The sequence below is a fragment of the Rheinheimera sp. EpRS3 genome (assembly GCF_001513785.1).
GTDB lineage: Bacteria > Pseudomonadota > Gammaproteobacteria > Enterobacterales > Alteromonadaceae > Alishewanella.
In genome coordinates, this window is the sequence record NZ_LNQS01000007.1 from 36,310 (window position 1) to 51,160 (window position 14,851).

13 protein-coding genes are annotated in these 14,851 nt (G+C 48.3%); all 13 read left to right on the plus strand.

Translation table 11 applies throughout. The annotated features are described in order from the left end of the window. The first annotated feature begins 345 nt into the window (after positions 1 to 345). Complete coding sequence (sdhC, locus tag AR688_RS07400; protein ID WP_082694707.1) at positions 346 to 723, plus strand: succinate dehydrogenase, cytochrome b556 subunit; 378 nt, start codon at positions 346 to 348, stop codon at positions 721 to 723. Continuing rightward, complete coding sequence (gene sdhD / locus AR688_RS07405) at positions 714 to 1,061, plus strand: succinate dehydrogenase, hydrophobic membrane anchor protein (protein ID WP_068231434.1); 348 nt, start codon at positions 714 to 716, stop codon at positions 1,059 to 1,061. Before sdhC ends, sdhD begins: the two co-directional genes overlap by 10 nt. Then, the gene (gene sdhA, locus AR688_RS07410) at positions 1,062 to 2,834 is read left to right on the plus strand and encodes a succinate dehydrogenase flavoprotein subunit (protein WP_068231440.1); all 1,773 of its coding nucleotides are present in this window, start codon (positions 1,062 to 1,064) and stop codon (positions 2,832 to 2,834) included. 12 nt (positions 2,835 to 2,846) lie between these two features. Then, a complete protein-coding gene (locus AR688_RS07415; protein ID WP_068231444.1) occupies positions 2,847 to 3,566 on the plus strand; it encodes a succinate dehydrogenase iron-sulfur subunit in 720 nt (239 codons plus the stop codon). Between the two features lie 102 nt (positions 3,567 to 3,668). Continuing rightward, the gene (locus AR688_RS07420; protein ID WP_068231447.1) at positions 3,669 to 6,479 is read left to right on the plus strand and encodes a 2-oxoglutarate dehydrogenase E1 component; all 2,811 of its coding nucleotides are present in this window, start codon (positions 3,669 to 3,671) and stop codon (positions 6,477 to 6,479) included. A 66-nt stretch (positions 6,480 to 6,545) separates the two neighbouring features. Continuing rightward, complete coding sequence (gene odhB / locus AR688_RS07425) at positions 6,546 to 7,751, plus strand: 2-oxoglutarate dehydrogenase complex dihydrolipoyllysine-residue succinyltransferase (RefSeq protein ID WP_068231450.1); 1,206 nt, start codon at positions 6,546 to 6,548, stop codon at positions 7,749 to 7,751. 145 nt (positions 7,752 to 7,896) lie between these two features. Further along, a complete protein-coding gene (gene sucC / locus AR688_RS07430; protein WP_068231452.1) occupies positions 7,897 to 9,063 on the plus strand; it encodes an ADP-forming succinate--CoA ligase subunit beta in 1,167 nt (388 codons plus the stop codon). A 10-nt stretch (positions 9,064 to 9,073) separates the two neighbouring features. Continuing rightward, on the plus strand, positions 9,074 to 9,946 hold the full coding sequence (gene sucD / locus AR688_RS07435; RefSeq protein WP_068231456.1) for a succinate--CoA ligase subunit alpha: 873 nt from the start codon (positions 9,074 to 9,076) through the stop codon (positions 9,944 to 9,946). Positions 9,947 to 10,071: 125 nt separating this feature from the next. Further along, positions 10,072 to 11,124 (plus strand): multifunctional transcriptional regulator/nicotinamide-nucleotide adenylyltransferase/ribosylnicotinamide kinase NadR, encoded by a 1,053-nt coding sequence (gene nadR / locus AR688_RS07440; RefSeq protein ID WP_068231459.1) that lies wholly within the window; start codon positions 10,072 to 10,074, stop codon positions 11,122 to 11,124. Positions 11,125 to 11,209: 85 nt separating this feature from the next. Then, a complete protein-coding gene (locus tag AR688_RS07445; protein ID WP_082694708.1) occupies positions 11,210 to 11,914 on the plus strand; it encodes a thermostable hemolysin in 705 nt (234 codons plus the stop codon). After that, positions 11,914 to 13,401: an AMP-binding protein gene (locus AR688_RS07450; protein ID WP_068231464.1), complete on the plus strand. Its 1,488-nt coding sequence runs from the start codon at positions 11,914 to 11,916 to the stop codon at positions 13,399 to 13,401. The genes AR688_RS07445 and AR688_RS07450 overlap by 1 nt, the downstream gene beginning before the upstream one ends. Beyond that, the gene (locus AR688_RS07455; RefSeq protein ID WP_068231471.1) at positions 13,376 to 14,068 is read left to right on the plus strand and encodes a TenA family transcriptional regulator; all 693 of its coding nucleotides are present in this window, start codon (positions 13,376 to 13,378) and stop codon (positions 14,066 to 14,068) included. Before AR688_RS07450 ends, AR688_RS07455 begins: the two co-directional genes overlap by 26 nt. Continuing rightward, positions 14,065 to 14,850, plus strand: a complete 786-nt coding sequence (locus AR688_RS07460) for an SDR family oxidoreductase (protein ID WP_068231474.1) — start codon at positions 14,065 to 14,067, stop codon at positions 14,848 to 14,850. Before AR688_RS07455 ends, AR688_RS07460 begins: the two co-directional genes overlap by 4 nt. Position 14,851: the final 1 nt, after the last annotated feature.

Genomic DNA, 14,851 nt, shown 5'->3' on the forward strand with positions numbered 1-14,851 from the left:
TGGTCGCTATTCTACCTGCAAACGACCCCTTAAAGTCAATTTTAATGCGTTTCTGCTTAATAAGTATTCGACTCTAGTATTATTGCTCTAGTCTGTAAAATGTGTAATGTTCCAAATACGGATTTTTTCGAGTAAAACCAAACAAAAATTGTAATACCGAGTCGCGAAATATATACTATTGCGGTTTTTAAACAGTTCACTCAGCAAGCACTTTTTGCTGAATCCGGCAGGACTGATCCAGCTTGAGCAAAAAGGTGTATTGGTTTTGGGTGTTGACTGTTTATACAGCAATGACAACGACAATGACAACAAGAGCTCGATAATGGGCATCGATGGGCAAGCACTGTGAAAAAACAAAGACCAGTAAATCTCGACCTCTCTACCATATCGTTTCCGGCACCTGCCATAGCGTCAATTCTGCACCGTGTTACGGGCGTGGCATTGTTTTTTGCATTGGTATTCGTTATCTGGGCCTGGGCTTACTCGCTTCAGGATCAGCAGAGCTTTGACTATGTTAAAGCGCTGATGACGTCTCATCTGGCTAAATTCATTGCCTGGGGCACTATCACTGTTCTTATCTATCACCTGGTTGGCGGTATCCGCCATCTGATCATGGATATGGGACACTGGGAAGAGCTGAAATCCGGCAACTTAAGCGCAAAAGTGACAATAGTGCTGTGGGTAGTATTAGCAGTATTAGCAGGAGTATGGTTATGGTTTTAAACCAGGCAAGTCTGAAACGCGATGGCGTGCAGGACTATGTATCTCTGAGAGCAACAGCCATAGTGCTGGCGCTTTACAGTGTATTTATTCTCGGTTTCTTCCTTATTACGCCGGAAGTTACCTTTGAAGCGTGGCAAGCCTTGTTTGCCAATACGCTGGTAAAAGTCTTTACCTTGTTAGCCTTAGTGTCTATTGCCGTGCACACCCGCATTGGTTTGTGGCAGGTGCTGACTGATTACATCAAATCAGCGGCTCTGCGCGCAGTATTGCAATTCTTCCTTTATGCGCTGGCTTTCTCGTATGTTGCGGTTGGCCTGTTTGTTTTGTGGGGTGCTTAAGTGAATATTCCAGTAAGAGAGTTTGACGCCATTGTAATTGGTGCCGGTGGTGCAGGTATGCGTGCCGCACTGCAAATTACGCAGTCTGGTTTAAGCTGCGCCTTATTATCTAAAGTGTTTCCAACCCGCTCGCACACGGTATCTGCTCAGGGCGGTATTACTGTGGCACTGGGTAACAGCCACCCGGATAACTGGGAATGGCACATGTTTGATACTGTTAAAGGTTCTGATTATATCGGCGACCAGGACGCTATCGAATATATGTGTAAAACCGGCCCGGAAGCGATTACCGAGCTGGAGAATATGGGCTTGCCTTTCTCGCGCTTTGAAAATGGCCGTGTGTATCAGCGCCCGTTTGGTGGTCAGTCTAAAAATTTTGGTGGCGAACAAGCTGCCCGTACAGCCGCCGCTGCAGACCGCACCGGTCACGCTTTACTACATCTGCTGTATCAGCAAAACGTAAAAAATAAAACTCAGGTATTTTCTGAGTGGTATGCGCTTGATCTGGTGAAAAACCAGGACGGCGCTGTAGTAGGTTGTACTGCTATTGATATTGAAACTGGTGAAATCGTTTATTTCAAAGCCAAAGCAACGGTGTTGGCAACAGGTGGTGCCGGCCGTATTTATGCCTCTACTACCAATGCGCATATCAATACCGGTGACGGTGTAGGTATGGCCCTGCGTGCCGGTGTGCCGCTGCAGGATATGGAAATGTGGCAATTTCACCCAACCGGTATTGCCGGTGCCGGTACCCTGGTAACAGAAGGTTGTCGTGGTGAAGGTGGTTATCTGTTGAACAAAGACGGCGAGCGTTTTATGGAGCGTTATGCACCAAACGCGAAAGATTTAGCCGGCCGTGATGTGGTTGCCCGTTCAATGATGACGGAAATCCGTGAAGGCCGTGGTTGTGATGGCCCTTGGGGTGTGCACATCAAACTTAAATTAGACCACTTAGGCGCCGAAGTATTAGAAAGCCGTTTACCAGGCGTGTGTGAGTTATCAAAAACCTTTGCTCACGTTGACCCGGTAAAAGAGCCGATCCCGGTTATTCCAACCTGCCATTATATGATGGGTGGTATTCCAACTAACGTACATGGCCAGGTTATTAAACCTACTGCCGATGGCAACGAAACTATCGTGGCTGGCTTATTTGCCTGTGGCGAAATCGCTTGTGTATCAGTACACGGTGCTAACCGTTTAGGCGGTAACTCACTGCTGGACTTAGTAGTATTTGGCCGTGCAACCGGCCTGCACTTGGGTGAAGCATTGGCTGCTACGTCTGAAGCCCGTGCGGCGTCGCAATCAGACTTGGATGCTGCTTTAGCCCGCACTCAGCGCTGGGAAGATACCAAGCCAGGCCAGGGTGAAGACCCGGTGCAAATTAAGAAAGATCTGCAAAAATGTATGCAGCTTAACTTCTCGGTATTCCGTGAAGGTGCTGCCATGGCTGAAGGTTTGGCCGAATTAAAAGAAATTCGTGAACGGTTAAAGTTTGCCCGTTTGGATGACAAGAGCTCAGACTTCAATACCATGCGTATTGAGTGTTTAGAGCTGGACAACCTGATGGAAACGGCATTTTCAACTGCGGTAGCGGCTAACTTCCGTACCGAAAGCCGTGGCGCCCATGCCCGTTTCGACTTCCCGGATCGTGATGATGAAAACTGGTTATGTCACAGTGTCTACACGCCGGAAACTGAATCTATGTTTAAGCGTAAAGTGAATCTGGAACCTAAGTTCCGTGAGTCCTTTGTGCCTAAAGCACGTACGTACTAAGAGGGCACAGCGATGAAGAAGTTAGTTTTCTCAGTCTATCGTTACAACCCTGATGTCGACAAAGCGCCGCGCATGCAGGAATATACGCTGGACAACCCGGAAGGCCGGGACATGATGGTGTTGGACGCGCTGATCAAATTAAAAGAGCAGGATCCAAGTTTATCGTTCCGTCGCAGTTGCCGTGAAGGCGTATGTGGCTCTGATGGTCTTAATATCAACGGTAAAAATGGTCTGGCCTGTATTACGCCTTTATCAGCCGCAGGCACTAAAGGCGGTAAAATTGTTATTCGCCCGCTGCCGGGTTTACCGGTAGTGCGTGATCTGGTTGTCGACATGAGCCAGTTTTACACCCAGTATGAAAAAGTGAAGCCGTACTTAATCAACGACAGTAAGTTACCACCTGCCGGTGAGTATCTGCAGTCACCTGAAGAACGTGCTAAACTTGATGGCTTGTATGAGTGTATTCTGTGTGCATGTTGTTCAACCTCTTGCCCATCGTTTTGGTGGAACCCGGACAAGTTTATCGGCCCGGCTGGTTTACTGCATGCTTACCGTTTCCTGGCAGACAGCCGCGATACGGCAACAGAGCAACGCTTAAACGATCTGGATGATGCTTTCAGCGTATTCCGCTGCCATGGCATTATGAACTGCGTTAATGTTTGTCCGAAAGGTTTAAACCCAACCAAAGCAATTGGTGAAATTAAATCTATGTTGTTAAACCGGGCGCTGTAATGCGCCCTTTTTTGGTATGTGCGTGAAAGACAGCCAGGCTGCATGCAATCAGGCTGTTTTTTTGCTACTTTTTCCAGGTGCGCGGAAATTAAGGGAAACTAAATGCACGAAGGTGTAATGAAGGCGTGGTTAGAGTCTTCTCATCTTGGCGGCGGCAATATGGCCTACGTTGATGAGCTCTATGAATCCTACTTAGCTGAACCTACCAGCGTTGGTGACGAATGGCGTGAGTTTTTCGCCAAATTACCAAAACTTGACGGCGTCGATCTTGAAACCCGTCACTCTGATGTCAGGCAGCAATTCGCAGATTTGGCCCGTAATAAACACCGCGAAGTGGTGGTGGTCAATTCCGGTACAGCTGCTGACAGTCGTCAGGTTAAAGTATTGCAGCTGATTAACTCTTACCGCTTTCGCGGCCATCAGCAAGCTAACCTTGACCCGCTAGGCCTGTGGAAGCAATCACGTGTACGTGATTTAGAGCTGTCTTACCACGACTTATCAGAAAGTGATTACGATACCGAGTTTAATGTTGGATCATTTGCCATTGGCAAAGAAACCATGAAACTGGGTGAATTACACAAAGCGCTGGAGAAAACCTACTGTGGTTCTATCGGTGCTGAGTATATGCACATTGTTTCTACTGATGAGAAACGCTGGATCCAACAGCGTTTAGAATCTATTCAGTCAGCACCGTCTTATGATAAAGCCGCCAAAACCCGTATTTTGAATGGCCTGGTTGCGGCAGACGGCCTGGAAAAATACCTGTCTTCCAAATTCCCGGGCGCCAAACGCTTTGGTCTGGAAGGTGGCGATGCTATGGTGCCAATGCTTAAAGCCATGATTCACCGTGCCGGTGAGCAGGGCGCTAAAGATTGTGTTATCGGTATGGCGCACCGAGGCCGTTTAAACACCTTAATTAACGTGCTGGGGAAAAACCCGTCAAAGTTATTTGACGAGTTTGCCGGTAAGTATGAAGTCGTCGGCGCCGGTGATGTTAAATACCACATGGGTTTTTCATCTGATTTTGAAACAGCTGGCGGCAATGTGCATTTAGCACTGGCGTTTAACCCGTCACACCTGGAAATTGTAAATCCGGTAGTAATGGGCTCGGTGCGCGCACGTTTAGACCGTCGTGGTTGTACCGACGGTTCACTGGCATTGCCAATCACCATTCATGGTGACTCAGCCTTTGCCGGCCAGGGCGTGGTAGCGGAAACCTTTAATATTTCACAAACCCGTGCCTTTAAAGTGGGTGGTACTATCCGTTTAGTGATCAATAACCAGGTTGGTTTTACCACATCTAAACAGGAAGATACCCGCTCGACGGAATACTGTACTGACATCGCTAAAATGGTACAGGCGCCTATTTTCCATGTAAATGGTGATGATCCTGAAGCTGTGGTGTTTGTAGCGCAGCTGGCAGTGGATTACCGCAATACCTTCAAGCGTGATGTTGTTATTGATCTGGTATGTTACCGCCGTAACGGCCACAACGAAGCTGACGAGCCAAATGCAACGCAGCCGCTGATGTACCAGAAAATCAAAAAACACCCAACCCCACGTGAAATTTATGCGCAAAAGCTGGTGGCAGAAGGCTTGTTCAGCACTGAGCAAATCAGTGAGATGACTGAGCAATACCGTAATGCGCTGGATAAAGGCGATTGTGTGGTAGAAGAGTGGCGGCCAATGACTGAAACGTCAGTTGATTGGACACCGTTCTTAGGCCATGACTGGGACTCAACTTATGATGCCAGCGTATCGGTAGAAAAACTGGTCGAGTTGGGCAAAAAAGCCACTGCTATTCCAGAGTCGCACACGCTGCAACGTCAGGTCGGCCGTGTGTATGAAGACCGTGCCTTAATGCTCTCTGGTGAGAAGAAAATAGACTGGGGTTTCGCTGAAATTCTGGCCTATGCTTCCACGGTAGCCGAAGGCAGCCGTATTCGTATCGTTGGCCAGGACTCGGCCCGTGGTACTTTTTTCCATCGTCATGCGGTATTACACAATCAGACTGATGGCAGCACCTATACACCGCTGGAACATATCAGTGACAAACAAGGGCCATTCCAGGTATACGACTCTGCGTTGTCAGAAGAGGCCGTGATGGCGTTTGAATACGGCTATGCTACTGCAGAGCCTCGCGCCATGGTGATTTGGGAAGGCCAGTTTGGTGATTTTGCCAACGGTGCACAGGTGGTGATTGACCAGTTCCTAAGTTCGGGTGAGCAGAAGTGGGGCCGTTTGTGTGGCTTAACCTTGTTGTTGCCGCATGGTTACGAAGGCCAGGGCCCGGAGCATTCATCAGCCCGTCTGGAACGCTTCCTGCAACTATGTGCTGATCACAATATGCAGGTTTGTATCCCGACTACGCCGGCGCAGGTATTTAATATGTTGCGCCGTCAGATGGTACGACCAATGCGTCGTCCGCTAATTGTTATGTCGCCTAAGTCGTTACTGCGTCATCCATTGGCTACTTCAACGCTGGAAGAGCTGGCAGCAGGCAAGTTTCATAACGTAATTGGCGAGATAGACGATATCAAACCAGCTGATGTTAAGCGTGTGGTGTTCTGTAGCGGTAAGGTGTATTACGAGTTACTGGAAGAGCGCCGCAAGCGTGAACAAAAAGACGTTGCGATTGTCCGTGTTGAACAGCTGTATCCGTTCCCGCATGACGAAATGGCTGAAGTGTTAAGCCAGTATCAGCATGTGACTGACTTTGTCTGGTGTCAGGAAGAGCCACAGAATCAGGGCGCCTGGTATTGCAGCCAGCATCATTTCCGTGCTGCTATTCCTAAAAACGGCCAGCTTGTTTATACCGGCCGTGATGCTTCGTCATCGCCAGCAGTAGGTTATCTGTCGGTGCATAACAAGCAGCAACAGGCGCTGGTTAACGACGCTTTGACTATTAAATAATTGATTGTCCGGCCTGTATAACGGGCCGGTTAAACGAAATAAGACCAACCGGTAAAAGGTGAAAAAGTGGAAATTAAAGTACCCGTACTTCCAGAATCCGTTGCAGATGCAACCATCGCCACCTGGCACGTTAAAGCAGGCGAAGCCGTAACACGTGATCAGGTATTAGTTGATATTGAAACCGACAAAGTGGTACTTGAAGTTGTTGCTCAGGCCGATGGCGTAATGGGCGAAATCATTCATGACACCGGTGCTACCGTAACTGCTGAAGAAGTTATTGGTAAAATGGAAGCCGGTGGTGCACCTGCAGCGAAAAAAGACGATGCGCCAGCGAAGAAAGACGATGCCAAAGCTGATGCCGCACCTGCTACAGGTTCAGACGACAGCAACGACGATGCCTTAAGTCCGTCTGTGCGCCGCATGATTGCTGAAAAAGGCTTAGACGCCAGCAAAATTAAAGGCACTGGCAAAAATGGCCGTGTGACTAAAGAAGACGTAGAAAAGTTTGTCGCCGGTGCCCCAGCAAAAGCTGCGGCGCCAGCTGCTTCTGCACCCACTGCGGTAGCCGGTGATCGCAGCCAGAAACGTGTGCCTATGACACGTTTACGCAAAACCATCGCGAACCGTCTGCTGGAAGCGAAAAACTCAACCGCCATGTTAACGACGTTTAACGAAGTGAACATGAAGCCAATTATGGACCTGCGTAAGCAATACCAGGACGTGTTTGAAAAGCGTCACGGTATCCGTTTAGGCTTTATGTCGTTCTATGTTAAAGCGGTAACTGAAGCGCTGAAGCGTTTTCCTGAAGTAAATGCTGCTATTGACGGCGATGATATTGTTTATCACAACTACTTCGATATCAGCATTGCGGTGTCTACGCCACGTGGCTTGGTAACACCGGTGCTGCGTGATTGCGACAAAATGAACCTGGCTGAAATTGAAAAAGCCATCAAAGACTTAGCCTTAAAAGGCCGTGACGGTAAGCTGTCTATGGACGACTTAACCGGCGGTAACTTCACTATCACTAACGGTGGTGTATTTGGTTCTCTGATGTCTACTCCAATCATCAACCCGCCACAATCCGCCATTCTGGGTATGCACAAAATTCAGGATCGCGTCATGGTAGTGGATGGCAAGATGGAAATTCTGCCAATGATGTATCTGGCGCTGTCTTACGATCACCGTATTATCGACGGTAAAGAGTCTGTAGGCTTCCTGGTGACTATTAAAGAATTGCTGGAAGATCCAACCCGTATCCTGCTGGATATCTGATTATTCGGCAAAAGTAAGCAGAAATGCTGTTGTTTTTTGACAACAGCATTTTTTATCGAACCGGTTGGCACTATAATATGCGCCGATCAAAGTCAGGCTGTACTAAACAGTGCAGCTTTCATATTCAAATGAACGGAAAATAGCCATGAATTTGCACGAGTATCAGGGTAAGCAACTGTTTGCCCAATATGGTTTGCCTGTATCTAAAGGCATTGCCGCAGCTACAGTTGAAGAAGCGGTAGCAGCTGCAGATAAAATCGGCGGCGATATGTTTGTTGTTAAAGCCCAGGTTCACGCTGGCGGCCGCGGTAAAGCGGGCGGTGTGAAGCTGGTTAAGAGCAAAGAAGATATCAAAGCTTTCGCAGAAAAATGGCTTGGCAAGAACCTGGTGACTTACCAAACTGACGAAAAAGGTCAGCCGGTTAGCCGTATCCTGGTTGAACCTTGTACAGATATCGCTAAAGAACTGTATTTAGGTGCAGTAGTTGACCGCTCTTCACGTCGTATCGTGTTTATGGCATCTACTGAAGGTGGCGTGGAAATTGAAACCGTTGCCCACGAAACACCAGAAAAAATTCTGAAAGCAGCAATTGACCCGTTGGTAGGCGCACAGCCATTCCAGGGCCGTGAGTTAGCATTCAAATTAGGCCTGGAAGGCAAGCAAATTAACCAGTTCGTAAAAATCTTTATGGGCCTGGCTAAACTGTTCCAGGAAAAAGATCTGGCTCTGTTAGAGGTAAACCCACTGGTTATTACTCCTGCTGGCGATCTGCACTGCTTAGATGCCAAACTGGTTATCGACGGCAACGCTCTGTACCGTCACCCTGAATTGAAAGAAATGCAGGACCCATCACAAGAAGATCCACGTGAAGCACATGCAGCCTCATGGGAGTTGAACTATGTAGCTTTAGGTGGCGACATCGGCTGTATGGTTAACGGTGCAGGTTTAGCTATGGGTACTATGGACATCGTTAAATTACACGGTGGCCAACCAGCTAACTTCCTGGACGTTGGCGGCGGTGCAACCAAAGAGCGCGTAGTTGAAGCGTTCAAAATTATCCTGTCTGATACTGCGGTTAAAGCGGTATTCATCAACATTTTCGGCGGTATCGTACGTTGCGATATGATTGCTGAAGGTGTTATTGGCGCAGTAAAAGAAGTTGGCGTTAAAGTGCCTGTGGTTGTACGTCTGCAAGGTAACAATGCAGAGCTGGGTGCTAAAGTGCTGTCTGAAAGCGGCCTGAATATTATCGCTGACACAGACCTGACTAGCGCTGCCAAGCAAGTAGTTGCTGCAGCGGCTAAGGCATAAGGGGTTATCAATGAGCGTTTTAATTAATAAAGATACCAAAGTAATTTGTCAGGGCTTCACGGGTGCTCAGGGTACTTTTCACTCTGAACAAGCTATTGCCTACGGCACTAAAATGGTTGGTGGTGTGACTCCGGGTAAAGGCGGTCAGACTCACTTAGGTTTACCAGTATTCAATACTGTAAAAGAAGCCGTAGAAGCAACTGGTGCAGAAGCATCAGTGATCTACGTACCAGCTGCTTTTTGTAAAGACTCTATCCTGGAAGCGGCAAACGGCGGCATCAAGTTGATCGTATGTATTACTGAAGGCATTCCTACACTGGACATGCTGGACGCTAAAGTTAAGTGTGATGAATTAGGCGTACGCTTAATTGGCCCTAACTGCCCGGGCGTTATCACGCCAGGCGAATGTAAAATTGGTATTATGCCAGGCCACATTCACTTGCCGGGTAAAGTAGGTATTGTTTCACGTTCAGGTACTCTGACCTATGAAGCAGTAAAACAAACTACTGACTACGGTTTCGGCCAGTCTACTTGTGTAGGTATTGGTGGTGACCCAATCCCAGGTTCTAACTTCATCGATATCCTGAAATTATTCCAGGACGATCCACAAACTGAAGCCATCGTTATGATCGGCGAAATCGGTGGTTCAGCTGAAGAAGAAGCGGCTGCTTATATCAAGCAACACGTGACTAAGCCAGTTGTGTCTTACATTGCCGGTGTAACTGCACCAGCTGGTAAGCGCATGGGCCATGCAGGCGCCATCATCTCTGGTGGTAAAGGTACAGCTGACGAGAAGTTCGCTGCACTGGAAGATGCTGGTGTTAAAACGGTTAAGAGCTTAGCCGATATCGGTAAAGCACTGAAAGAATTGACTGGCTGGTAACAGGCTGTTGATTTAGCTGATAAAAACCCGCTTATGTAGCGGGTTTTTTGTTTTAAGCACTAGCATGGTGTTTTATTACAATTCAGTGTACGGTTCAGTTTTAAGATTACACTTGGATTAAACCGATGAAAGTGGGTGTTTTCCCCGGCAAGTTTTTACCACCGCACCGCGGTCATATTACCGCTATACTGCGCGCCCATGCTTTGTGTGACAAGCTGTATGTAGTGATCAGTGAGCGTACGCAGGAAGATGGGCAACTGTGCAAAAGCGCCGGTATTGCTTATATCAGCGGCGTACTGCGCCAGCGCTGGTTATCGCAGGAATTACAGGGGCTGGGTATTGAAATACTGCTGCAGAATGAAGATGCTATGGCACCTTTTCCACAAGGCTGGGGCGCTTACGCCACGCAGCTTAAACACACCGTGCCTGAGCCTTTTAGCGTGATTTATGGCGGTGAAGAAAGTTACCGCGACGGCCACAATCGATATTTTCCCGGCATTGAGTATAAAGTCCTGGACCCACAGCGCACTCAGTGGCCCATTAGCGGTACAGAAATTCGTAATCACCCGTATTTGCACTGGGACTATATCGCCGGCTCTGCCAGGCCGTTTTTCGCCCGTAAGGTGCTGATCACCGGGCCGGAGTCTTGTGGTAAAACCACACTAACGCGCAAACTTGCCAAAGTGTATTGTACCTCCTGGTCGGAAGAGCTGGGCCGTGACTATCAGCACGATATTGTCGGCGGCAATGGCGATTTATTTGATCTGGAAGATTTTAACCGTATAACCCATTTGCAGTATGAGCAGGATTTAACCGCCTTGCGTAGCGCGAATAAGGTATGTTTTTTTGATACCGATGCCGTGGTTACAGCATTTTTCAGCCAGGTATTTTTAGGCCAGGTGGCAAGCCGGGTAGAGAGTTTTATTGACCCTGCCAAGTACGACCTGGTGATCGCGCTTAAACCCACTGTGCCCTGGGTTGCAGATGGTATGCGTGAGCTGGGCGATCAGGCTACCCGTGAAGTAAGTTTTGAGCAACTGATGGCGTTGTATAAGAGCTATGGTTTTGATGTAGATAAATTTTGCGTAATAGATGCCCCCGACTATTATCAACGCCTTGAGGGCTGTATCGTAGCGGTTGAACAATCGCTTTATGGCTGTGCTGCATCAACGTTATAAAATAAATCTCCTGCCTGAGATTGTCTTAAGACTACTTTAAGTATTCTCCTCCAGACTGGTTGTAACGGTAAAACAGGAGCCCGTTATGACTAGTCTTATGCACAGCGCCAAACTCAGCGGTAGTACAAGTGTCAACAACGTCGAACCTGAGCCCAGCGAAAGTTGCTTACAGTTAGTGTTACCTGATCAGCCACAACGCAGTTCATTGCAGCAATTTATTCAACAAGGTTTTGCTACTAACTATCAGGCTAAAGTGCAGCATTTTATGCCTAATTTATTAGGTGTAAGCCGCAATGGGCAGTGGCAGGCCGTATTGGGGTTGCGCAGTGCTGCTAAAACGCCGTTGTTTATTGAGCAATACTTGCCTGATGCCGTAGAGCAATTACTTGCCAATCACGGTTTGTCTGCTGAGCGTCGCCAGCTGATAGAAATTGGCCATTTGTATGCGTCAAACCGGCAAAGCTTATTACAACTCTTCGTACTGATGGCTTATGCGCTGGACCAGTTAAATTACCGCTATTTATTATGTGCCGCCACGACACAGGTACGCGATATTTTAAGCCGCCATGGCATTGAGCTGACCGAATTGGCTGAGGCAAAAGCGGATGCTTTAGGTGAACAGGCGGCGAGTTGGGGAACCTACTACGACACCAATCCAAAAGTGTGCGTGATGGATTTAGCCGCCGTGACCCGGCTTATTCATCGCGAAGAGAAGCTCACTGCTTTAGCGCATCAGCACTGGCCGCAGTTACATCAGTTAGTTGCCCGTTTGCCGGCGGGAGACTGCTAATGCGTATTGAATTACCCGTGACGGCTATGCTGCGCGATCTGGCAACGGGGATAAGTTACCCGCAAGCCCAGATCAAAAAACAGATGCGCTTCTGGCAGGAACTATTATCAGGCTATGGTGCGCGGCGTATTGCGTTGGCTGCCAATAGCTCAGCGCAGTGGGCGCTGCTAGATTTAGCCTGTCTGGATGCAGATTTATTATTGGTGCCACTGCCAACTTATTTGACTGGTAGCCAACTGACGCACGTGATATCGCAGTTGCAGCCAGATATTTATATTTCAGATACCGAGCAACTGACAGCCGAATTTACCCTGTTGGAACAAGTCGGTGATTTATTCATGTATCGCCGTGAATTAGCCGGCTCTGGTGCAGCTATTAAACCGGGTTGTCAAAAAATCACCTTTACTTCAGGTTCAACCGGACAGCCAAAAGGTGTGTGTTTATCGGCAAAAAGCCAGCTTGATGTGGCGCACAGCCTTATTCAACGTATTAAACAATATTCACCTAAACACCTGTGTTTATTGCCTTTAAGTACGCTATTGGAAAACATCGCGGGTATTTATGCGCCATTGTTAGCGGGTGGCGAGGTGCTGATAGCACCGGATATAATGCGCGGTTTTAGCGGTAGCCAGCTTGTCAGCCCACAGGCTTTACTTCAGCTTATAACCAGCGTAGCACCCAAAAGTCTGATTTTAGTACCGGAATTACTGCAACTGCTGGTGATGGCGAGAACTCAGGACTGGCAAGCTCCGTCGTCACTGCAATTTATCGCTGTAGGAGGTGCTCATGTTTCTGTTGCGTTATTGCTGCAGGCGTCACGGCTTGGATTACCAGTGTTCCAGGGGTATGGCTTAAGTGAATGTGCATCTGTGGTGGCATTATCAAGTTTTGATGCCAGGCAAAGCACAGCCTTGGAACTGGAATTAGTTGGGTTGCCGTTAGCGCATCGTGATATCGAGATTATTGGCGGCGAAATTGTCGTAAATCAGCCATTTTTGGGCTATTTGGGCGATGCGGCCTCAGCTGGCAACAAGGTTTTTACCGGTGATTTAGGCGAGCTGGATGCAAAAGGGCAGTTACGCATTCTGGGGCGGCGTAAAAACTTACTTATTTCCAGCCTGGGCCGAAATATTTCACCGGAATGGCCTGAAGCCTTGCTTACACAAAGCGGTTTAATTCGCCAGGCGGTGTTGGTTGGCGATGCCAAGCCTTACTGTGCGGCACTTTTATACCTTGCTGATCCCAAGTCGGCAGCGTTGTTGCCTGCCTATCTGCAGCAGGTGAACCAGCAACTACCAGATTATGCGCAAATAAAAGCTTATCACCTGCTAACCCAGCCTTTATCTGTGGCAGATGGCACCCTAACAGCCAATGGCCGGCCGCGCCGTGCTGACGTGGTTAAAAAATACCAACGTCAAATTCATGATTTATTTGTACCTACTACAGCAATTGGAGAGTCCTATGAGTTTTTATCAAACGTTGGTTAACGCAACGCAAGCAGAGCGGGCTTATTTGCTGGACGCTCCGATGATCCGCCGCACTTTTGCCGGTGATTTCACGCTGGATCATTATGTGGCTTTCTTAACTCAGGCTTATCACCATGTTAAACACACAGTACCTCTGTTAATGTCGGTGGGAGCTCTGCTGCCAGAGTCGAAAGAATGGTTACGCGAAGCGGTGGCAGAATACATCGAAGAAGAGCTGGGCCATCAGGAGTGGGTGCTAAATGACATAGCCGCCTGTGGTTATGACAAAGAGCAGGCCCGCAGCAGCACGCCAGCCTTTGCTACTGAGCTGATGGTATCTTACGCTTATGACTCGGTGCGTCGGGTTAATCCATTGTGTTTTTTTGGCATGGTGCTGGTGCTTGAGGGTACCTCTATTGCTTTAGCGGAGCAGGCAGCCAGTAAAATTGCCGGTACTTTGCAGTTGCCACGTAAAGCCTTTACCTATTTAAACTCGCACGGAGCTTTAGATCAGGACCATATCAAGTTCTTTGAAAGCCTGATGAATAAAATCACCGAACCGGCTGAGCAGGCACTGATTATTCACAGCGCCAAACGCTTTTTCCACTTATACGGTGATGTATTTCGTAGCTTGGAGCAACCTCATGGCCTGAGCGAAAAAACGCAGGCAGAGGAGTGTGTGGCATGAGCTTTCTAGCGGGTAAAACGATTCTGCTAACCGGGGCAACCGGTGGAATAGGCGCTGAAGTGGCCAGACAGTTAAGCGGCGAGGGCACACGGCTTATTCTGACCGGGCGCTCTGCCGTAAAACTCAAAACGCTACAACGCCAGTTGGCGGTTGAACCCCTGGTGTACTGCTGCGACTTAACCCGTGTGACAGAGCAACACGCTTTGCTGCAGTTTTGCCAGCAGCAGGGCGGCATAGATGTGCTGATCAACAATGCTGGTATCAGCCAATTTGGTTTATGCCAGCAACAACAGTTCAATGATCTGATCAGTATTAATTTACTGGTACCCATGCAGCTGTGTCAGCTGTTTTTACCGGTGTTACGCCAGCGTAAGGGCCAGATAGTTAATGTGGGCTCAGCCTTTGGCAGCATCGGTCACCCCGGCTTTACCGGCTATTGCGCCACTAAATTTGGCTTACGTGGTTTTACTGAAGCCTTGCAACGTGAGCTGGCGGGCAGCGATATTCAGGTGAAGTACTTTGCACCAAGAGCCACAGAAACCGGCATTAATTCCAGCGATGTGGTGCAACTGAATCAACAACTGGGCAATAGCATGGATAGCCCGGCCTGGGTGGCAGAGCAGTTAATTAAACAGCTGAAGTCTAATGAACTGCGCCGTTTCCTTGGCTGGCCCGAGCGTTTTTTTGTTCGCCTGAACGCGGTGTTCCCGGCGCTGGTCGATATGGCGTTAAAAAGTAAATTAACACTCATTGAATTATTTGCAGTGGGCAAAAACCACTAAC

Bases quoted from the DNA above. Each gene is read 5' to 3' on its own strand.
- sdhD (WP_068231434.1), top strand. From the start codon at position 714: ATGGTTTTAAACCAGGCAAGTCTGAAACGCGATGGCGTGCAGGACTAT.
- sucC (WP_068231452.1), top strand. From the start codon at position 7,897: ATGAATTTGCACGAGTATCAGGGTAAGCAACTGTTTGCCCAATATGGT.
- AR688_RS07415 (WP_068231444.1), top strand. From the start codon at position 2,847: ATGAAGAAGTTAGTTTTCTCAGTCTATCGTTACAACCCTGATGTCGAC.
- AR688_RS07460 (WP_068231474.1), top strand. From the start codon at position 14,065: ATGAGCTTTCTAGCGGGTAAAACGATTCTGCTAACCGGGGCAACCGGT.
- AR688_RS07420 (WP_068231447.1), top strand. From the start codon at position 3,669: ATGCACGAAGGTGTAATGAAGGCGTGGTTAGAGTCTTCTCATCTTGGC.
- AR688_RS07450 (WP_068231464.1), top strand. From the start codon at position 11,914: ATGCGTATTGAATTACCCGTGACGGCTATGCTGCGCGATCTGGCAACG.
- nadR (WP_068231459.1), top strand. From the start codon at position 10,072: ATGAAAGTGGGTGTTTTCCCCGGCAAGTTTTTACCACCGCACCGCGGT.
- AR688_RS07445 (WP_082694708.1), top strand. From the start codon at position 11,210: ATGACTAGTCTTATGCACAGCGCCAAACTCAGCGGTAGTACAAGTGTC.
- AR688_RS07455 (WP_068231471.1), top strand. From the start codon at position 13,376: ATGAGTTTTTATCAAACGTTGGTTAACGCAACGCAAGCAGAGCGGGCT.
- sucD (WP_068231456.1), top strand. From the start codon at position 9,074: ATGAGCGTTTTAATTAATAAAGATACCAAAGTAATTTGTCAGGGCTTC.